The sequence below is a fragment of the Trichloromonas sp. genome (assembly GCF_034006665.1).
Classification (GTDB): Bacteria; Desulfobacterota; Desulfuromonadia; order Desulfuromonadales; family Trichloromonadaceae; genus Trichloromonas.
On record NZ_JAVESI010000036.1, the window covers coordinates 16,191 to 35,135 of the forward strand.

Genomic DNA, 18,945 nt, shown 5'->3' on the forward strand with positions numbered 1-18,945 from the left:
TCGGACCGACTTTTTCTACATGCCCAACGGGGTGGCCTTTGAGCCGGCGGCTAGTCCGACCGCAGGCCGGAGGCTGTCCGCTCGATGGAGGTTAGGCGTTGCTGGCGCCGAATGCTCGGTGAACTACCTTGCGGAGATCCTCATCGCATGCGCCGTACTCATCCACCAGTTCGATGATTCGATCTACTTGGCGGTGGCTGCGATGTGGCAGCAAGTTCACTTCGGCAAGTTCTTCATCGGTGAGGTACTGGTCCAAGTAGGTGTACGGGTCGCGCTTCCCCGAGATGACGACTTGCTGAAGAATGATTTTCCACCACGAGCGAGAGCTGACAGCCTTGATTCTCTTGGTGCAGCGCCGATAGTCAGCAATAGTATCGCCAACCACCACTTCGACTGCCTCGTGCAGCCAATCGTGAAAACCTCTGACCTTTTCGGCGTAGTCGGCGACGAGGCGACCTAAGTCAATGCCATCGGCGTGACCTCGGACAAACTGACGAGCCTGCAAGTTGTATTCGCTAGCCCGGCTCAGTTGGTTCAGCCACAGCATGAACTTTGAGGTTGACTCTCCTGCCCATCCAGAAGTCAATTGCCATCCTGGACGGTGAAGTGTCACGTGAATCACATCAACACGTAGCTCTTGAATGAACCGATGCTCAGGATTCGAAGCGAACGCTCTGTCTACGCGATCGCTATAGCCGGGCAGTGTTACCTTTTGACTTAGCGTTCGAGCCTGGTCGACGAGGGTCATCGCCGACGAGGCGAAGACATAGAGTAGTTCGCGGAAGCCCTCCTCAAATGCATCGAGGTCGGGACGGCGTTTCCTGCAGAATAAATGTCCGTCGCGTGAAGCTTCATGAAACCGAACAAGTTCTTCTGCGAATCGCTTGGCGCTGCGATCAAAGATGCGTTGGACGGCACGCAGAGAGTCTAACCTCTCACTAAGGTCACGTCCCGGGTGCTCGTTGACCCACTCTTGTGCTTGGCGAAAGTTTCGCCAAACTGCCGCGACGAGGATTTCGTCTTTCCACGGCAAGGGGCCTAGGCTGTATTCGGATGGTGCTGACATATATGTTTTCTGACGTCTAACGCCAGCCTTCAGCGGTGGCCCACCACAGATGCGACATCGGGTGCAACGCAATTGTTACGGCCTAGTTTATTAGAAGACTGGGCTTTCCTGCCAACCTAATTTTTGAACTAGGCGGAATAGCCAGTACGAACAAGATTGTGCCAGAGATTAGGATTTTCTCTCTGCACGGACGGAATTAATTCCTGGGAAGACAAGTTCGTCCATGTCCCGAACTGCATCAGCATGGAGAGCTATTGCTAAGTTCAGTGACGCTTGGAGTACAGGTACTTGGGTGATGGCCGATGGCATCTCGATCGCCATAAGGTCGCCCGTTACTGTACGCTCGATAACTCCCCAGACCACCCCGACAAAATTCACTTTAGTCCCAGGCGTATAAGAGCCGTCCGGTTGTCGAAACATAGGTGACTCGTAGGTGAAGACTGGGGACCCGCTTGACCCCTGAAAGGCAGCAACATCGACGAGAAAGTTTCGCTTGCCCGCATAGAGAGCAAGTGCGTGCGTAGCTGTACTCCCGCGCCGCGCAATTGGCATGTTGTTATGCGAGTCCCAAAGCCCGCTCGGATAACCAATGACCAAAACCTGCTCTATATCACGGAGATTCTTTCGATCGTCAGGGCTTAGTAGCCAAGTTGAATTAAGATTCATGGATCGCAATTGTCGGCCCGACTGAAGGATCAGGCCGTAGGGAATGGTGATGTCAATTGCGCACAGATCGATGTCTGGATCGGGATGTAGCAGCAAGTTGCCAGCAAGCGGAAGAGAAATCGGATGGTCTCCCCCGACCTTTTGGTTGGTGCCCATCATCAAGGTCAGCGACAGACGGTGCCGAGGATAAGACAAAGTGAACGAATGTGGCACCGCGTACCACGTGCTTGTTCGTCAGGATCAGCACCTTTGCCTTGTCGGTCTCTGGATGTGTGACTTGGTAGAAGAAGCCTGTCCCCGTCGAGGTTAGCTGCTCTAGTGTAGCACCTGCCAACAATCGAACGGTATTGCGCGCCAGTGCGTGCTCAATGGTTGCCTTAAAGTTTTTCATGCCGCCTCGCTGCAAGTTGGGATCGTAAGCTTCCCCCAAAATAGACAGATCAAAACAAGAGCAAAATACAGAAAACCGCAGCCCCGGCAATCCGGCAACTGCGGTTGATTATGTTCTCAGGGCTGAATTTCAGGCTTTATCTGCATGCCCCCCCTCCTGCAAATCTATCAAAAATAAGACAAAATCAATTTAAGCCAGCCGCGTCCATCGGTCAAGGCTTTTGCCGTCCGGAAAATCATCTCGAATTGTGATGGAGGGTGCAAAAGTGTCTGCCGACCCCGCTCTCAGATTCCCTGGTCTGTGAGAAACGCCCTCCGTCCGAAGATCGAGGGCGTTTCGTGTCTGAGTGGTAGTGATTTTCAGAACAAGCGTCACCTGCTGTCTTAATACCTCTTGGTTAGGTTGATGTGTTTATTTTAGCGGGGGAAGGTCCTCTGTCCGTTGGAGCTCATTGTTATGTTCGCGATGCAATATTAAACGTGATCACCTACGACTGCTTCGTGCCAATTTCGGACATTCATCTGCGCTACGGCCCTTCGAGCCGGCCGTTCATAGTTTGTAGCAATAGTCAATGATTTCTTTGAACGTAACCTCTTCATGCGCTAGCCTCACCTCCAATTCGTTCAGGTGTGCGACGCTGGGTAATTGATCAGTTCCGGATATTTCAACCGAGAATTCGACTTTGTAACTTTTGCCAACCCTAGAGAGCTCTCTGCTTAGTTGGTTCAAAATGTCGTCTCTTAGCAAGAGTTGGTTTCGTCGAAAGCGGATCAGTCGGTGACAATCGAAGAAGTCTGAGTGCTTTGACGAGTCATATTTTCTACCGTTCCAGCCGGTACTTCGCGTGGCACGATACAAAGCGCGATCTAGCGTATCTCTCCACACACGGAAATCGAAATAGTTGGTCGGATTCGGGTTTTCGTGTGTGGCCTGAGAGTAGTTTTTGGCTCCCCAAAATTGGTGTTTGTCAAGGACAGCCAAAGTCCTGTTCTGTGCGGACAACATGCGTTTGATTGATGTGGGCATGTCGAAGCGCATTATTTTGGCTGCATCCAAGATACGTATTTCTCTCGGAAGTTCCTCGTCATCTCGATCCCAGTGCCTTTCCATGCGTTTTGGCACCCACTGAATATACATACCAAAGAGGCGCACAACGCCGTCTGAGCTGAACGAAGCCACGCGGATTTCTTCCTGCTCTATATCGTCATGCAGGAAATAGTACGCTCTTCCGAACCGAATTAGCGATTGAGCTATTTCCTCCACCAACTTACGTATTGATTCGTCAACCGGATGTGGTGCGTATCTCGTCTTAACATTGCTAACTAGCTTTTGAATGAGTTCGTCGTCATTCGATACGATCTCGAATAGATTTCCACTCCGGCCATTCATCGAGTGGAACAATCCCACGAAGTCCTCATCAAACATTTGACGATTGAAATCAGGACTCTCCCGCTTAGTTTCGACCAATAGTCGATCAATGAATCCAAGATGCACATCATGGACGTGGTATCGAGGCATAGGTTCGGATTTAAATATCTTCATGCTGAACCTATTCACGTTCCTCACGCAACCGGCGAGCAAGAATGGTGATGTGATGATCGATCTCGAAGTCAATTGTATTAAGTTTCGGTACAAGCTGTTTTGCAAAGAACAGATGAGACGCATCCGAATATGACATCAGGAACTCCCTCACGATTTTGTTTTGGTGCGGAACCCCTCGTGTCATTCCCATTTGGTCCCCAAAACCATCGTGTCTCGCGCGGCGTTCAAACGATATTCTCCAATTAATCCGGATTAGAGCACGCGGTGACGCACTCAAACTAAAACTGTGCGGGTTTGAGAGGAGCACCATTCTCTTGAAGTACTGTTGCTTGTCAGTTGCGTGCTCAATCCAAGCATCGAACTTCGCTAGCGCACCCACAGACAACTTTTCATTGTCGAAGTATGCACCGTAGAGGATGGCAAAACCTAAGACTGACGCCAAGTCATTGATCACCGTTGAAATGAGATGAAGCCGGAACTCGTTGTTTACATCCAGTGATGGGTCCGCAAACTTCGAATCCGCCGCCAGAAACGCAAGGGACATGAACATCGGGAGAACCTTGTCCAACTTACTTTCATCGTTTTGTTCAAGAGCGCTTATGCATGCTTCGGCCAGTTCGAAGTAAATCTGTCCAAAATGATCCGGCAGTTCATCGTTGTGTTTTTGTTCGAAGATATGTCTGACCATGGCTCCACTGCCGAACCGAGTAATTGCATCATCTCGCGCAGAAGCAAGCTGCAGGGTCATCTCCATCATGTTTATCTCAGGTAGTTTGTACTGCTCTTCGGTGTAGTGCCCATACTCATGATACCGGTCCACGAGCTGGGCAAGTTCGTCGAACCAGCGTGGCAGTTTCCAATGGCTATGTAAGCTTGCTAGAACGACCTGCGTTGCGGCCTCTGACATTTTCAATTTTGCCAATGACTCCACAAAACTTGGAATCAAATTTTGGTAGAAGTCGCAAACCTCAGGCAGGACTTTTGCGTAGTGCTGCAACAGCTTTTGGACCGCCAACTGTCGAACGTATTTGGGCTTGGATAGGCGCTGCCCTTCAATCTCTCGCTCAAACTCAATTCGGTCGGCAATGAAGGCGAGTTCCACTTGCAGAAAGGCAGGTAGATGGCGCAGGGATTGCTCATTCCACGCGTCCGTCTTAAAGAATTTTTTCAGCTCTTTCTCAAACGTCATCATTCGGCGTAGAGTTTCTAAGCAGAGATTGCTCCCCAACGCAGCCCATGTGTCTGCTATTTCTATCTTTATCTTCGCCTTTTCATTGTCTACTGCCGCATTCGATGAGCCAAAAACCTGCTCAATGATTTCTTTGAATCTTTTGAGTTCTTTCATGCCGACTTCGAACTGAAACCGTGCTGCATAAGATGAAATACGGGTCGAGAAGCGACCGATGAGTTTCAATGCAAGATCGAAGTCACCGACTTGAAATGCGAGTTCAACATGGCCTGTCAATCTGTCGCCGATCTCGTTTTCCAGCCATTGGTGATCAGGTTTTTCCTCAATCAGCGGCTGCTGGCTACTCGTTTGCAGCGCCATAGACGTGGCGGTGTCCCCCGCAAAAAACCACTGTTTATGCTTGCTTCGCCTCGGGAACCAATAGCTTTCTTGGTCTATTGTGTGTTTCCGTTGCAGGTAGTGCAGAAGCAAAGCCGTATAGTCGTCGGTCAACGCAGGCAGATTGTCTTCCAAACTCTCCTTGTCAGCTTTAACACGATCATCAATGTACGAGAGTTGCTCAAGAGCCTGTCGCGCTGCCTTCGAATAATGGTTGGCCAACGAAATTGAATTCTTGCCGTTCGCCGCACCTTCGATGTGGCGCGCAATGTTGGGGAGTATTTCGCTGCGAACCAACAGATTGAGGTCAAAAAAATTGAACAGCCTCTGGCCCAAAGGAAACAAGGCCAAAGCACTTAACAAAGTCAAAACCGTGCCGACGACATAGACGAACAGGTTTGGTTCAGACCCAAACATAGGCAAGGCCGTTGCTGCCAAACAGAACATCGCTGCAAGCACCAAAACCCGAGAATACACGCTGCCCACCTGCTCGTTCGTGAGCATTTGGATGATATCCCGGCGAAGTCTGGTGTAACCGGCGCTCAGTATTATGCCGATTGTGGCGAAATAGATCGAAAATATCGCTGTGAGCAGTTGGGCGTACAACCTGAGTTGCTCGATATTAAACTTTTTGTCGTCTGCACTAAGCGTTGGGAGCCAAGACAGGTTACTTCTGACATAACCCTCAGCGGGAGTAAGGGCCGCCAAGCACAAAACGACCCAAAACAAGATTTTCACCCCGGTCCATGCGAAGGAGCCTAAAATGCGGGCGTTTGCTTTTGCTTTAGTGACTGAGGCGCTCCTCTTGTATGCGCTGCATTCGAAGACAAAACTAATCTTTCCAAGCCATGTTCGGAACTTCCAAAACCAAGACTTGGAACTCACCAAAATTATCAGCCGATCAATCAAAATGTGCTCACTCTCAATGCTTACTACTCACGTATAGTTGGGTCCGATTCCTATTGCGAGATTGTGGAACCAGGATCACGCCGTGAGTGGTTACAGAAACTTCAATCGTTTGGAAACAATTTTGCTTCAAACCTTCAAGCGACGGCACGACTTCTGAATAACCGCTTAAAGCTTGCTCGGCTGCTACATCACCCACCCGCAGCGAACGTTGCCATTGGCCGATAGCAGCACTCGTTAAGACCAAAATCCTAAGCACCCTAGGCAACGAGTCTTACCCCTGAAAAATGGCCATAGTTAATCTTTCGAAAACCCGCTTTTGTTCACTCCGTAAGCTTCCCCCTTAAATTGGCAGCTCTAAATCATAGTGAAAATAGAAAACCGCTGGCCAGTGTCATGCTGGCAGCAGCGGTTTGGGTCTTCCTACAGATTTGAATTTCGATTCCGACAACCATCTTTCCCTCCGACAAATCCATAAAAATAAAACGTTTTCAATGTAGACCCTACCTCGGCCACCGGTCAAGGTTTTTGGCCGTCCGGAAGATCGTCTCGGAATGAAGATCTGGGGAGTAAGGGATCTAACGGCCCTATTCTCAGAATCCCTGCCCTCTGGGAAGGCCGTTAGAGACTGTTCGAAATATAGCGTTCAATGAGAAAACCCCGTGATCCGCAAATCGTGGGGTTTTCTGTCTGATGGCCAGTGACCTTTGATACTCTGTGCTGGCTATAGCGATATAAAAGGTGAGATCATTTAGTTGTCCGAAGCTCCGACAGTGCCGATGCAAGCACACGTGTGGCGGATCGCATCAGAAACAAAACAAGACCGGCTGCGACCACCATATCGGGCCAGCTTGAACTTGTAAGCCAAACGGCAGCTGAGGCGATGAAAACGGCGAGGTTTGCGGCGATGTCGTTCCTTGAGCATTCCCAAACGGAGGCCATGTTCACGTCGTCTTGCCGGTGGCGCCACAGCAGGAAAAGACATAGGGAGTTTGCACCAAGACCAATGAGGCTGAATGCTCCCATGATCTCAAAGAGAGGCACGCTTGGGACGAAAATTTTGTAAATGATTTGCGCCAACACCCCTAATGCCGCAAGGAGTATCAGGCCACCCTTGAACAGGGCAACCTTGGCCTTGACGGCAGTGCTTCTTGAAACGGCGTACAGACTCAGACCGTAGGTCAAGGCATCACCAAGGTTGTCAAGACTATCTGCCAGCAAGGCGGTCGAATTACCATAGAGAGAAGCGGCTACGATGACTAGGAACATCAAGGTATTAATGCCGAGGACGCTCAGTAAAATTTCGCGTTGCCGCTCACGTAATCCATCCAGAGAATTCGATTCGCAACATCCACCCATATCGACTTCATCCTTACTCTGCCCAACTGTTCCTGAGCCCTTTGCTCTTGGGAACCACAGCTGCCCCAGATTAGATACCAATAAGTTTTCCGGGAGGAAATGTCCTGAGTTCTTTGGCTTGCGAAAAAGGGCTACCCCATCCCGCGGATGAAAATGGCCCTTTTTTCTTGTTTGAAAAGTTCCGGACGGCAGGCGCCGTCGGGTTCCAACGTGTCTATTGAGCCGGCCCTGGCTCAGCCCTGGTCTAGTTGAACTACGACCGGGGTCGGTTTGGCCACAGTGTTAAACACCGGGGAAAATTTCTGAGCCATTTCGATCAATTCCTCTTTCTCACGATTAGTGATGTCCGCATCGATCTTGAAATAGATACGGATCTCCTGGTAGCCAACAGGAACCTTCTCGGAGATGCCGAGAAATCCCTGCAGGTCGATATCCCCTTCGAGGCGACAGGCCAAAGAACGAATCCGGATGTGCTTGGCCGCGGCCTGGGCCACCAAGGTGGTGACAAGACAGCCCGACAACCCCACCAGCAGGTATTCCACCGGGTTGGGCCCCTTGTTTGCCCCCAGCAGGACAGGGGGTTCGTCAATCTCGAACATCATCGGATCGCGGCTGTCGTCCTCATTCAGGGCGCCGTAGAAAGAGGTCAGCAGGGCCCGGTTGTGGGTCCCATCCTCCCACTTGTTGGCGACCCGAAATTTGAATTTGGCGATTTCCGGGTTTTCCTTGATCTGGTTGACCGTTTCGACCAGTTGTTCGACGTTGATTCCATTGATGATTTTGGTTGCCATGATCGTCACCTTCTTTCTTGGTAATTGCCAGAACGGCGGAAGAGTTCTCGGCCGGTCTGGCGCAGTAGAAAATCAGGTCCTCGGACCTGGGGCCATGTTTCCATGCCTGACTCCTCCCGCTTACACCCGAGGTCACCGCCGCAATGAACGTGTCTGTATGGACTATAACAAAGATCGGATGAACCTCCAGCGGGGCGGGTCAATGCGCTCACTGCTGCCGAAATTTCCAGCAAAATGGCCGGTTGCGGTTGACATCAGTACCGATTGCGATAAATGTACGGGATCGGTTAATCCATTGCTTGACAGGGAGGTGAATCATGGGAACCAAAGGGAGGGCCATCATCGGCCTCGATGTCGACGAACTGTTGAAGCTCCTCAACAAAGCGTTTGCCGATGAATGGCTGGCCTACTACCAGTACTGGGTCGGCGCCAAGGTGGCCAAGGGGCCGATGAAGGACGCCATCATCGCTGAACTGATTCAGCACGCCACCGAGGAGTTGGGGCATGCGACCCTGGTATCCGACCGCATCATCCAGCTTGGCGGCACCCCACTGACTTCCCCCAAGGTCTGGTTCGACTGGACCAACTGCGGCTACGAACCGCCGGATAATCCCTTCGTCCGCACCCTGCTGGAACAGAACATCAAGGCGGAGCAGTGCGCCATCGACGTCTATGACAAGCTGATGAAGCTGACCGAGGGCAAAGACCCCATCACCTACAACATCGCCCTGACCATCCTGGAGCAGGAAGTGGAGCACGAGGAGGACCTGCAGGCACTGCTCGAAGACCTCGACCTGATGATTTCACCGCCCCGCTAGCAGCTCTCTTCGCCTGCCGTCGGTACTAAAATGGAAAAGCCTCCGGGAACTCCCCCGGAGGCTTTTTATCGTTGCGAATTCGACCTCGGGCTGAAATAGAATCAGGACGACGCCTCCGTCTCCTGCAACTCGGCATAACGGAAACAGTCGACGAGATGGTCGTTGACCATCCCCACCGCCTGCATGAAAGCATAGCAGATGGTCGATCCGACGAAACCGAATCCCCGCTGCTTCAGATCCCGGCTCAAGCGGTCGGAAACCTCGCTGAGCGCGGGTACCTCAGCCAGCGTGCGCCAGGCGTTGCGCCGGGGACGGTGATCCACATAGCGCCAGAGGAAGTCAGCAAAGGAGCCGAATTCCTCCTGAATAGCGAGCACCCCGCGGGCGTTTTTCACCGCCGCATCGACCTTGAGCCGGTTGCGCACGATACCGGGATCGGCGAGTAGCCGCTCCACCTCCGCCGTCGAGTAGCTGGCCACCCGTTGCGCATCGAAGCCGTGAAAGGCCCGGCGATAGTTCTCCCGCTTGCGCAGGATGGTCAGCCAGCTCAGGCCGGCCTGGGCCCCTTCGTGCACCAGAAATTCGAATAGCAGGCGGTCATCGCGGATGGGAACGCCCCATTCAAGGTCGTGATAATCGACATAGAGCGGGTCGGAACCGCACCACGGACAACGCTTTTTCATCCTCGCCCTCCAGATGCCTGGTCAGTTATTTTGTCATCTCTGACTGCGTCAACCGCAACTTGAAGGGCAAGACGTTATTTCAAAACAAGTCCGGTCAATCTACCCCCAGCATACCCTCAGTACCTTGTCGTCGATATGGAAGGCTCGCTCGATCTGGATGTTTTCGACCGATCGCTGAAAAACGCCGAGCTCTTCTGTGTCTTCACGACAACGACTCCCGAATCCACAGGCCGTCCCATCAGCCGCCGACCTTCCAATTTATTTCAATAGCGCGGAGGATACGTACCGCTCTCAGGCCGTAGTTTCCCAGTGGATGACTTCCACCGGACAGACCGGATCGCACTCGCCACAGTCGGTGCAGATCTCCTTGTCGATAACGTGAACCTCGCCCTGTTCGCTGATGGCGTTGACCGGACAGACCGCCGCACAGGCCCCGCAATTGATACAGCCCTCGTCGATGTAATGGGTTCCCATAATGGCTTCCTTTCCTCCGCTCGGGTAATAATTAATCGTCTTTCTCCAACTGCGCCTTGATGTAGCCGAGGGTGCCGCCGGCCAAAAGATGTCGGCGCTGGCGCTCGGATACGTTGAGGTTGGCCAGAATCTGTCGGTCGCCGACCCGCACTGGGATGTCGCTGTCGCCCTGCTCCAAATGCCGGCGCAAATCCGGGAAGATCAGTCGATCGCCAGGCTGGATAGCGTCGTAGTCTTGCGGGTTCTTGAAGGTGAGCGGCACGATGCCGAAGTTGCACAGGTTGGCCTGGTGAATGCGGGCGAAGCTTTTGGCGATCTTTACCCGCACGCCGAGAAAGCGCGGCGCCAGGGCTGCGTGCTCGCGACTGCTGCCCTGGCCGTAGTTGTCGCCGCCGATCACCACAGCAGCGTCCAATTGCTTGATGCGGCCGACGAACTCCGGGTCGACTTGGTGAAAAACGTATTCGCTGATGGCGGCGATATTGGAGCGCAGCGGCAGGATTTCGCTGCCGGCGGGCATGATGCCGTCGGTGGAGATGTTGTCACCGACCTTGATCGCCGCGGTCGCTTCGAGTGTCTCGGGCAACGCGTCCAGTTCGGGAAACGGTCTGATGTTGGGGCCGCGTTTGATCTCGGTCCGGCGCAGGCTGTCGCTGGGGAAAATGATGGACGACTCGTCGACCCGGTACTGCTGAGGGTCCTGGATCCGGGGATAGACCATTTCCCGGCCGAGGTCGCGGGGATCGGTGATCTCCCCTTTCAGGGCGGCGGCGACTCCGGTTTCCGGCGAGCAGAGGTAGACCTGGTCGTTCTTGGTCCCAGAACGGCCCGGGAAGTTGCGGGGGAAGGTGCGCAGCGACACCTGTCCAGTGCCCGGCGCCTGGCCCATGCCGATGCAGCCCAGGCAGCCGCTCTGGTGGATGCGGGCGCCGGCCAGCAGCAGGTCCATGACGCCGCCCTGGTCGGCCAGGTTTTCCAGCACCTGCCGGCTGCCGGGGTTGATGTGCAGCGAGGTGTCGGGGTGGGCGTGCCGCCCCTGGATGATCCGCGCCGTCACCATCAGGTCGCGATACGAGGAGTTGACCGAGGAACCGATGATGACCTGATCAACCTTGGTCCCGGCCACCTCTCGGACCGTCTTGACGTTACCGGGTGACGAAGGACAGGCGATCAGCGGCTCAACCTGGTCCAGATTGAGCTCGATCTGTTCGTCGTAGTCGCAACCGGCATCGGCCCGCAGTTCACACCAGTCCTCGCCGCGCTGCTGGGCCTGCAGGTACTCCCGCGTCCGCCGGTCGGAGGGGAAGATGCTGCTGGTGGCGCCGAGCTCGGTCCCCATGTTACCGATGGTTTCGCGGTCGGTGGCGGAGAGGGATTCGACCCCCGGGCCGTAGTATTCAATCACCTTGCCGACGCAGCCCTTGACGTCGTAGCGGCGCAGCATTTCGAGGATGACGTCCTTGGCGCTGACCCAGTCTGGCAGCGCACCGGTGAGTCGGACACCCAGAACCAGCGGGAAGGGGAAATAATAGGGGTAGCCGGCCATGGCCATGGCCACGTCAAGCCCGCCGGCACCGATGGCCAGCATCGATACCCCGGCCGCGCCGGGAGTGTGGCTGTCGGCCCCGAGCATGGTCAGACCAGGTCGGCCGAAACGTTCCATGTGCACCTGATGGGAAATGCCGTTACCCGGCCGGCTGAAATGGATGCCGTAACGGGCGCAGGCGGTCTGCAGGTAGCGGTGGTCGTCAGCGTTTTTGAAGTCGGTCTGCAGCAGATTGTGGTCGACGTACTGGGCCGCCAACTCGGCCTTGACCCGGTCTAGGCCGAGGGCTTCGAATTCGAGCATGGCCATGGTGCCGGTGGCGTCCTGCAGCAAGGTGTGGTCGATGCGCAGACCGATTTCCTCCCCCGGCACCAGCCGGCCCTCGACCAGGTGCTCGGCCAGAATTTTCTGGGTGAGATTACGTGCCATGCCGCTGCCTCCCGTCAAATGATCCCGCTTAGATGGTGCTACCCCGACCGAAATTCCTGAACTCGTCGAGATTGCTAAATTCACCCCAGGCCAGGTACTGATTCGGCGCATTGACGAAGTCGTAGACGTTCTGCAGAATGTTGAAATGCTTTTGTTCTTCGCCGGCGATCCGGAGCAGGATTTCCTTGGTCTTCGGATCGGTCTCGCGCCCGGCGGCATCCTCGTAAAAACGGAAACTGTCGGCCTCGAGCTTCATGGCATACGTATATCCTTCGAGGTCGCCCTCAAGCTCGGCGGTGGACGATTTTTCTTTCAACAACTTTTCAAAAATGTTTTTCGCCTTTTCCAGGGCCGTGGATGCCGGCATGGCGGACGGGGCTTTTTTCTTCAGCCCCTGGAAAATATCGTAATGCTTCTGCTCATCCTCGGCCAGCTGAAGGAAGGTATTTTTCAATCCCGGCAGTTTGGTTTTTTCGGCCATTTTCTGGTAATACGCTTTTCCGTCGAGCTCCATCTTCATTGCGAAATCAAAAACGTTCATTTGGTCCTCCCGGTATTTCTTGGTAGCCAAAAAACTGAAGACTGTCCCTTGGGGTAAAAAGTCTATCTGCCGCCAACCCTCTGTCAAGAAACGAAAAAAAGATCTGAAGGTTTATAGTGTCTAAGAGACGGTAAAATGTTGATAGAGAAATATCCGCAGAGCCAATGTTCGCAGACTGCGAGCGCATCGTTGACTTCAGCCACAGAAAGCTCAACTGAATGGAGGAGTGACATGGTCAAGCCAGCAAAGAATACGATCTGCCTTTGGTACGATGATGACGCCGAGGCCGCGGCGCGTTTTTACGCCAAGACCTTTCCCGATTCGTCCGTAGGGGCTGTTTACCGCGCCCCGGGAGACTACCCTTCCGGGAAGAAAGGGGATGTGTTAACGGTTCGGTTTACCGTGATGGGCATTCCCTGCCTCGGGCTCAACGGCGGCCCCGCGTTCAAGCACAACGAAGCATTTTCTTTTCAGGTCGCAACGATTGACCAGGCCGAAACCGATCGTTACTGGAACGCGATCATCAGCAACGGTGGCCAGGAGAGTGCGTGCGGCTGGTGCAAAGATAAATGGGGTGTATCCTGGCAGATTACGCCGATCGCCTTGACGAACGCGATCTCCGATTCAGATCCGTCTGTAGCCAAGCGTGCGTTCGATGCGATGATGCAGATGAGAAAGATTGACATCGCTACGATTGAGGAGGCGCGTCGGGGTTAAGGCTGTATTTTAGAAGAGAAGGAGATGGCAGGCGTCTCCAGCTCTCTCAATTTTGAGTAGGGAATTTCGGACGGCCTGGAATACCTCGCCAATAAACTGTAGCCTCGGAGAAAGGTCTTTTGGTGACTGTCGAAATATAGAGGTCTGAGAAAACTCCGCGATCCGCAAATCGTGGGATTTCCGTCTGATAGTCAGTCAATTTTGGAAATCCGTATGTCACACGCTAAACGATCGACAATTCGCCCAATCAGAATTGCCCTATCAATCGTCCGGATGCTCATTGAGGAGAATCGCTGGGCCGGCAAGACCTATTCTCAAATTCTCCCCCTTATCGGGCAGAGAAAAACCGCTGCCCCCGCGCAATAAATAGCGCATTATTAAAAAGGCTCTCGATCGGATGATTGAATTTCGTGCTTTACTGAGGGAACCGTGCGAGACAACCTCTTGATACTACCCCTCCCAGATACCGGACCACCCGGTGTCTGGGGGGGGGCTGCGCGATGAAATTCTACACGAAACAGCATCGGTTTTATTGCGGCGTTGATCTGCATGCCGATGCCATGTACGTCTGCATCATTGGGGATGCGACCGGAGAGGTGGTCGTTCACAAGAACATTCCGACCCGCCCGAAAGCGTTTCTGCGACTGATCAAGTCCTATCGCTGAGGCCTGGTGGTCGGCTGCGAGTGCATGTTCACCTCCCTAGTACTGGCTGGCTGATCTCTGTGCGATGAGGGGATCGATTTCGTCCTCGGCCATGTGCTCTACATGCGGGCTATTCACGGTGGCAAGCCTAAGAACGACAAGATCGACTCGCACAAGATTGCCGTGCTGCTGCGCGGCGGCTCCTTTTCGCTGACCTGTGCCTATGCCAAAGAAATGCGCGCTACCCGCGACCTGTTGCGCCGCCGCAATCATCTGCCCCGGAAGCTAGGGAAACTCTTCGCCCACATCCAGAACACCGCCACCCAGTACAATCTGCTCGAACCCTTGGGGGCGGATTGCGAAACCGAGCGAACGGGGGGATTTGCTGAAAAATTCCCCGATCCGGTGGTCCGCCGGATCGGGGAAGTCGATCTACTGACCATCGAGCGAGAAGACGAAGGCTCGAATCGGTCGTTCAAATTGACTTTTGTGGAGGCCATGATAGGGTTCAATCATTATTACTGCTTCACAAAGAGCTATAAAAACATGTTTTTTGATCTCCTGTTTTTATTGTTCATTGTTTATTGTTCACTCTTCCGAGACATAACTTTTATCATTGGAACCCTGGTAATCATGAAGCCAAAAAAAATTCTCTCCCACCACCGCCTTTGCCTGTGGCGTGCCGCGAGCGGAGGACTGTTCCTGTTCCTGTTCCTGTTTTTCGGCTGTCAGGAATCCTCTGCGCCTGAAGCAAGAGGCGAAAAAACAGCCGCGCAACAGTTTGCCAGTTGGTGTTCCCCCTGCCACGGCAAACGGGGCGAGAGCGGGTTGACCTACAAAGGGCCGTCACTGCAAGGCCCAGACTTCATCTACGGCGGTGACCCTGACTCCCTGCGCACGAGCATCCGCGACGGCCGGCCAAACGGGATGCCCGCTTTCGGTAAGCGGTTCTCCCCAACACAGATCGACGAACTGACCGTTTATCTGAAGTCCCTTCAGACCACCGGCAGTTGACCCCCTAATCAAATCGTCAGCGACAGCCTCTCCGCCATCCCGTCGATGATCCAGAAAAGATGGTCGTTCGTGGGACATTTTTAAATTCACATGTTCCATTTCTCCTGCGTTGTCAGGCACAGAAAGCGATATGGTGCTGTGCGAAATTTGGCGACAGGTAAGAACGCCCTCGATCGGAAAATCGAGGGCGTTCTTACGTCTGATAGAGCCTGCATTACTGGAAAACCCCGCATGAATCGTCAAGCGGGGTTTTGCGTTCGAGAAGCGGTGCGTATTGAGACGCCTTCGCTTTCTACCCGTCAAGCTATATCCCTTGGGTACTTTTAAGTTCGGCGCTTAGTGCCGCCCCCCGAAATCGGGCAGCGAGGGATGCGATTTCCTCTCCTCTTTGCCCTGAAAGTTTGACCTTCTCTTGCAGGGCCGCTGTCAAGTGATAGATTGCTGGAAAACGGTCAGAACACATCCAGCGGAGGACCAGCGATCATTTTCCATGCCACGAGTGAAAGGAGACGAACTATGGCCGAGATCAAATGGGAAAGGGAGTTCAGCGCCGCGCTGGTGCGGGCGAAGACAGAGAAAAAACCGATCTATCTCGATTTCTGGTTCGATGGGTGACTGGGCTGCATCGCCATGAATACGGGTCCGTATTCGAGCCAAGAGGGGCAGAAGTACATCGAAGAACAGTTCATTCCGGTGAAGAGTGAATGTTTTTGGGACAAGCGGACCGACCTCATGAAGCGGTTCGCCGTCAAGTGGACCCCCACCCTGCTGGTACTTGACGCCGAAGGAGAGGAGCATCACCGGGTGGTGGGGTATGTCCCCAATGACGACTTTCTCGCACACCTTGAACTGGGTCTGGGGAAGATCGCCTTTGACCGGGACCGATATGCCGAGGCGAGGGACCATTTCCAAGCGGTCATCGACCGGCACCCGGAGGCGGGAACGACCCCTGAGGCGGTCTTCCTGCATGGCGTGGCCGGCTACTGGAAGTCCCATGACGCCAAGTCCCTGCGCCGGATCTACGATGAGCTGTCCGCCAAGTACCCGCAGAGCGAATGGACGCGGAGGTCAAAGCCCTATGAGCAGGTCCCTCTGTGACTTCCTTACTTTTCCTCTCCTCCAGTCTCTCCGGGGGAGAGGAAATGGCTAAGCTTGCCCTCGTCCCGAAATCTTCCCCTGGTTTCGGTTAAAGTGAGGAATACCTATGAAAAAAGAGCAGTATGTCTGTCTCGTTTGCGGCTTCAACATGGTGGGTTTCCATCCCGACACCTGTCCTTTTTGCGGGGCGAAAAAAGAGCGGTTCATTACCGCAGAGGAATGCTCTGTCCGCTTCAAGGTGGTTGCAACTCCGGTGAACGCTAAGGTGACCAGGCTCAACTCCCAGCCTTCGCTCGGCTTCGAACATGCCGCCTATCGGGTCGAAACCGGTCAAAGGGCCTACTGGATTGACTCTCCTTCCTCCCTCGATGCCTCGCTGCCGAGAGTCGACACAATCCTGTTCACCCATCATCACTTTCTCGGCGCCTCTAACCTCTACCGGGAGCAATTTAACGCCAGGGTGGCCATCCACCAGGCTGATTCGCGCCATGAAATCTGCCGGCCTTTCACCTTTGACGACATGTTCAACGAGGATTTCACTCACCTTGACATCGAGGCCTTCCACGTCGACGGCCATACCCCCGGTTTCACCTTCTACATCTTCGAACAGACCCTGTTCATCTGCGACTACGTCTTTCTCGAAGGCGACGGCATGAAACTCAACCCCTTCGGCCCGGCTGACCGGACCATCGCAGGGTGCCGCCGCATCCGCGAGCTGCTCGATGGTCGCAATCTCGCCACCGTCTGCGGTTACAATTACGTCATTAGCTACCCCGACTGGCGGAGTCGGTTCGACGCGGGGCCGCCGTTCGGTGGTTTCTGAATAGGCTGTCGGTATTGACCTAAGGCAAGGCCCTGATCGTCCTCATTAACGGGGAGCCCCTCCAAGGAAGTCCAGCAACGCCCTAAAGCTATGGCCACCCCGTCAATTTGAGGTGGCCATTTACTCATCTGAAAATATCAGGTTTTTTTCATCGTCGATGACTCGCTCTACAACCGCAACCGCAGCAAAAAAGTGGAGCTTCTGGCCCGTGTCCACGATCATAACGAGAATCGCTACTACCGCGGGTTCCGGTTGCTGACGCTGGACTGGTCCGATGGCTCCACCTGTGTGCCGGTATCGTTCAGCCTGCTGAGCTCTGCCAAGGAGAAAAATCGCCTGATGCCGATGGCCGAGATCGACAAACGGACCAACGGTTTCAAGCGCCGGGCCGAGAGTCTGCGCAAGGCTCCGGAAGCGCTCAAGGACCTGGTGATGCAAGCCCGCCATAGCGGCATCACCGCCGATTACTTGCTCTTCGACAGTTGGTTCGCCTTCCCGGCAACGATCCTCGGGCTGCAACATCTGTTATGGCCAGGCGATGATGGCGTTTTTGTGGCAGGACGCCGGAATCCCGCCGGAAAAGATGGTCCAGGGGTTCGAAAAGAAGTTCGAAAAATTGATCGAAAAGTTCAGCAATAAATAAACGAAGGCAACCGAAGCTGAAAGCTACAACCGGCTATGCCGCAGGCGCAGGGCGTTGCCGACCACCGAGACCGAACTCATGCTCATGGCAGCGGCGGCAATCATCGGGCTGAGCAGCAGGCCGAAGAAGGGATAGAGGATTCCCGCCGCGATCGGCACGCCGAGACTGTTGTAAACGAAGGCGAAGAACAGGTTCTGGCGGATGTTGCGCATGGTGGCTCGGCTCAACCTGACCGCCTTGACGATGCCGGTGAGATCGCCCTTGACCAGAGTGATGCCAGCGCTCTCCATGGCCACCTCGGTCCCCGAGCCCATGGCGATTCCGACCCTGGCCTGGGCCAGCGCCGGGGCGTCATTGATGCCGTCCCCCGCCATGGCGACAATACGTCCGTCGGCACTCAGCTCTTTTACCACCTCATTTTTGCGGTCGGGCGAGACCTCGGCTTCGACCTCGTCGATCCCCAGCTTCTCCGCAACAGCGCGGGCGGTAGTCCGGTTGTCGCCGGTGAGCATGACCACCCGCAATCCCATCCGCTGCAATTCCTTGATCGCCGCCGGAGTCGATTCTTTCACCGGGTCGGAGACGCCGAGAACTCCGGCGGGGCGGTCATCGATCGCCACGAACATGGCCGTCGCCCCTTCCGTGCGCAAGGCTTCGGCCCGTTCGGCCAGTTCTCCCGCCTCGATAGAGAGCTCTTCGAACAGCTTCATATTGCCGACCGCGACCTTGTGTCCGTCGATTTTTCCCACCACCCCCTTGCCGGTTTTGGAGTCGAACTCTTCGGTGGAGGAGAGCTTCAGCCCTTTCTCTTTGGCCGCCTGGACGATGGATTCGGCCAGGGGGTGCTCGCTTCCCTGTTCCAGACCGGCAGCGAGCCTCAGCAGATCGTCTTCGCTGAAATCCTCCAGCGGTTCGACCGCGGTCAGTTTCGGTTTCCCTTCGGTCAGGGTGCCGGTCTTGTCGACCACCAGGGTGTCGATTTTTTCCATCGCCTCAAGCGCTTCGGCATTCTTGATCAACACGCCGGAGGTTGCTCCTTTGCCGGTGCCGACCATGATCGACATGGGGGTGGCCAACCCCAGGGCGCAGGGGCAGGCGATGATCAATACCGCCACCGCATTGACCAGGGCGTGGGCCAGACGCGGCTCCGGCCCCAGCAGCGCCCAGACGATGAAGGTGAGCAGGCTCACTCCGACCACCACCGGTACGAACCAGCCCGCCACCTTG

16 protein-coding genes and 2 pseudogenes are annotated in these 18,945 nt (G+C 54.5%); 7 read left to right on the top strand and 11 right to left on the bottom strand.

Translation table 11 applies throughout. The annotated features are described in order from the left end of the window. Window positions 1-91 precede the first annotated feature (91 nt). The 6 genes from RBR25_RS13015 to RBR25_RS13040 all read right to left on the bottom strand — a co-directional run bounded on the left by RBR25_RS13015 (window position 92) and on the right by RBR25_RS13040 (window position 8,288). A complete protein-coding gene (locus RBR25_RS13015; RefSeq protein ID WP_432819985.1) occupies window positions 92-1,066 on the bottom strand; it encodes a hypothetical protein in 975 nt (324 codons plus the stop codon). A gap of 168 nt (window positions 1,067-1,234) precedes the next feature. Next, window positions 1,235-1,891, bottom strand: coding sequence for a hypothetical protein (locus RBR25_RS13020; RefSeq protein ID WP_432819986.1), 657 nt, complete (start codon window positions 1,889-1,891; stop codon window positions 1,235-1,237). Between the two features lie 781 nt (window positions 1,892-2,672). Next, complete coding sequence (locus tag RBR25_RS13025) at window positions 2,673-3,665, bottom strand: hypothetical protein (protein ID WP_432819987.1); 993 nt, start codon at window positions 3,663-3,665, stop codon at window positions 2,673-2,675. Window positions 3,666-3,672: 7 nt separating this feature from the next. Continuing rightward, a complete protein-coding gene (locus RBR25_RS13030) occupies window positions 3,673-6,141 on the bottom strand; it encodes a hypothetical protein (protein WP_432819988.1) in 2,469 nt (822 codons plus the stop codon). A gap of 744 nt (window positions 6,142-6,885) precedes the next feature. Continuing rightward, window positions 6,886-7,497 (bottom strand): cation transporter, encoded by a 612-nt coding sequence (locus RBR25_RS13035; protein ID WP_432819999.1) that lies wholly within the window; start codon window positions 7,495-7,497, stop codon window positions 6,886-6,888. 233 nt (window positions 7,498-7,730) lie between these two features. Further along, window positions 7,731-8,288, bottom strand: coding sequence for an OsmC family protein (locus RBR25_RS13040; RefSeq protein ID WP_432819989.1), 558 nt, complete (start codon window positions 8,286-8,288; stop codon window positions 7,731-7,733). Between the two features lie 317 nt (window positions 8,289-8,605). Between RBR25_RS13040 and RBR25_RS13045 the strand changes: the two genes are divergently transcribed. Next, window positions 8,606-9,106 carry a ferritin-like domain-containing protein gene (locus RBR25_RS13045; protein WP_432819990.1) on the top strand — a complete coding sequence of 167 codons (501 nt, stop codon included), beginning with the start codon at window positions 8,606-8,608 and terminating at the stop codon, window positions 9,104-9,106. 101 nt (window positions 9,107-9,207) lie between these two features. Here RBR25_RS13045 and RBR25_RS13050 read toward each other — a convergent pair whose 3' ends face one another. From RBR25_RS13050 to RBR25_RS13065, 4 genes are all read right to left on the bottom strand, one after another. Then, window positions 9,208-9,789 (bottom strand): DNA-3-methyladenine glycosylase I, encoded by a 582-nt coding sequence (locus tag RBR25_RS13050; protein ID WP_432819991.1) that lies wholly within the window; start codon window positions 9,787-9,789, stop codon window positions 9,208-9,210. Window positions 9,790-10,080: 291 nt separating this feature from the next. Continuing rightward, window positions 10,081-10,263: a DUF362 domain-containing protein gene (locus RBR25_RS13055; protein WP_432819992.1), complete on the bottom strand. Its 183-nt coding sequence runs from the start codon at window positions 10,261-10,263 to the stop codon at window positions 10,081-10,083. A 31-nt stretch (window positions 10,264-10,294) separates the two neighbouring features. Continuing rightward, entirely contained in the window at window positions 10,295-12,238 is a 1,944-nt protein-coding gene (locus RBR25_RS13060) for an aconitate hydratase (RefSeq protein ID WP_432819993.1), read from the bottom strand. A gap of 28 nt (window positions 12,239-12,266) precedes the next feature. Beyond that, window positions 12,267-12,779: a ferritin-like domain-containing protein gene (locus RBR25_RS13065; protein WP_432819994.1), complete on the bottom strand. Its 513-nt coding sequence runs from the start codon at window positions 12,777-12,779 to the stop codon at window positions 12,267-12,269. 231 nt (window positions 12,780-13,010) lie between these two features. Between RBR25_RS13065 and RBR25_RS13070 the strand changes: the two genes are divergently transcribed. The 6 genes and pseudogenes from RBR25_RS13070 to RBR25_RS13095 form a co-directional block, all read left to right on the top strand. After that, the gene (locus RBR25_RS13070; protein ID WP_432819995.1) at window positions 13,011-13,496 is read left to right on the top strand and encodes a VOC family protein; all 486 of its coding nucleotides are present in this window, start codon (window positions 13,011-13,013) and stop codon (window positions 13,494-13,496) included. Window positions 13,497-13,996: 500 nt separating this feature from the next. Continuing rightward, window positions 13,997-14,608: pseudogene (locus tag RBR25_RS13075) on the top strand (IS110 family transposase); the annotation flags it as partial. 165 nt (window positions 14,609-14,773) lie between these two features. Then, the gene (locus tag RBR25_RS13080; RefSeq protein WP_432820000.1) at window positions 14,774-15,154 is read left to right on the top strand and encodes a c-type cytochrome; all 381 of its coding nucleotides are present in this window, start codon (window positions 14,774-14,776) and stop codon (window positions 15,152-15,154) included. 630 nt (window positions 15,155-15,784) lie between these two features. Beyond that, window positions 15,785-16,252, top strand: coding sequence for a thioredoxin fold domain-containing protein (locus RBR25_RS13085; RefSeq protein ID WP_432819996.1), 468 nt, complete (start codon window positions 15,785-15,787; stop codon window positions 16,250-16,252). Between the two features lie 106 nt (window positions 16,253-16,358). Beyond that, a complete protein-coding gene (locus RBR25_RS13090) occupies window positions 16,359-17,075 on the top strand; it encodes a rubredoxin-like domain-containing protein (RefSeq protein WP_432819997.1) in 717 nt (238 codons plus the stop codon). Window positions 17,076-17,225: 150 nt separating this feature from the next. Further along, window positions 17,226-17,600, top strand: a pseudogene (locus RBR25_RS13095) (transposase); the annotation flags it as partial. A gap of 141 nt (window positions 17,601-17,741) precedes the next feature. Here RBR25_RS13095 and RBR25_RS13100 read toward each other — a convergent pair. Beyond that, window positions 17,742-18,945: heavy metal translocating P-type ATPase (locus tag RBR25_RS13100; RefSeq protein WP_432819998.1), on the bottom strand; the 1,204-nt coding region annotated here is incomplete at its 5' end.

Excerpts from the sequence above, each read along its gene's own strand:
- RBR25_RS13065 (WP_432819994.1), bottom strand. The coding sequence starts at position 12,779 with ATGAACGTTTTTGATTTCGCAATGAAGATGGAGCTCGACGGAAAAGCG.
- RBR25_RS13045 (WP_432819990.1), top strand. The coding sequence starts at position 8,606 with ATGGGAACCAAAGGGAGGGCCATCATCGGCCTCGATGTCGACGAACTG.
- RBR25_RS13015 (WP_432819985.1), bottom strand. The coding sequence starts at position 1,066 with ATGTCAGCACCATCCGAATACAGCCTAGGCCCCTTGCCGTGGAAAGAC.
- RBR25_RS13035 (WP_432819999.1), bottom strand. The coding sequence starts at position 7,497 with ATGGGTGGATGTTGCGAATCGAATTCTCTGGATGGATTACGTGAGCGG.
- RBR25_RS13085 (WP_432819996.1), top strand. The coding sequence starts at position 15,785 with ATGAATACGGGTCCGTATTCGAGCCAAGAGGGGCAGAAGTACATCGAA.
- RBR25_RS13070 (WP_432819995.1), top strand. The coding sequence starts at position 13,011 with ATGGTCAAGCCAGCAAAGAATACGATCTGCCTTTGGTACGATGATGAC.
- RBR25_RS13060 (WP_432819993.1), bottom strand. The coding sequence starts at position 12,238 with ATGGCACGTAATCTCACCCAGAAAATTCTGGCCGAGCACCTGGTCGAG.
- RBR25_RS13025 (WP_432819987.1), bottom strand. The coding sequence starts at position 3,665 with ATGAAGATATTTAAATCCGAACCTATGCCTCGATACCACGTCCATGAT.
- RBR25_RS13090 (WP_432819997.1), top strand. The coding sequence starts at position 16,359 with ATGAAAAAAGAGCAGTATGTCTGTCTCGTTTGCGGCTTCAACATGGTG.
- RBR25_RS13055 (WP_432819992.1), bottom strand. The coding sequence starts at position 10,263 with ATGGGAACCCATTACATCGACGAGGGCTGTATCAATTGCGGGGCCTGT.
- RBR25_RS13020 (WP_432819986.1), bottom strand. The coding sequence starts at position 1,891 with ATGATGGGCACCAACCAAAAGGTCGGGGGAGACCATCCGATTTCTCTT.
- RBR25_RS13050 (WP_432819991.1), bottom strand. The coding sequence starts at position 9,789 with ATGAAAAAGCGTTGTCCGTGGTGCGGTTCCGACCCGCTCTATGTCGAT.
- RBR25_RS13040 (WP_432819989.1), bottom strand. The coding sequence starts at position 8,288 with ATGGCAACCAAAATCATCAATGGAATCAACGTCGAACAACTGGTCGAA.
- RBR25_RS13080 (WP_432820000.1), top strand. The coding sequence starts at position 14,774 with ATGAAGCCAAAAAAAATTCTCTCCCACCACCGCCTTTGCCTGTGGCGT.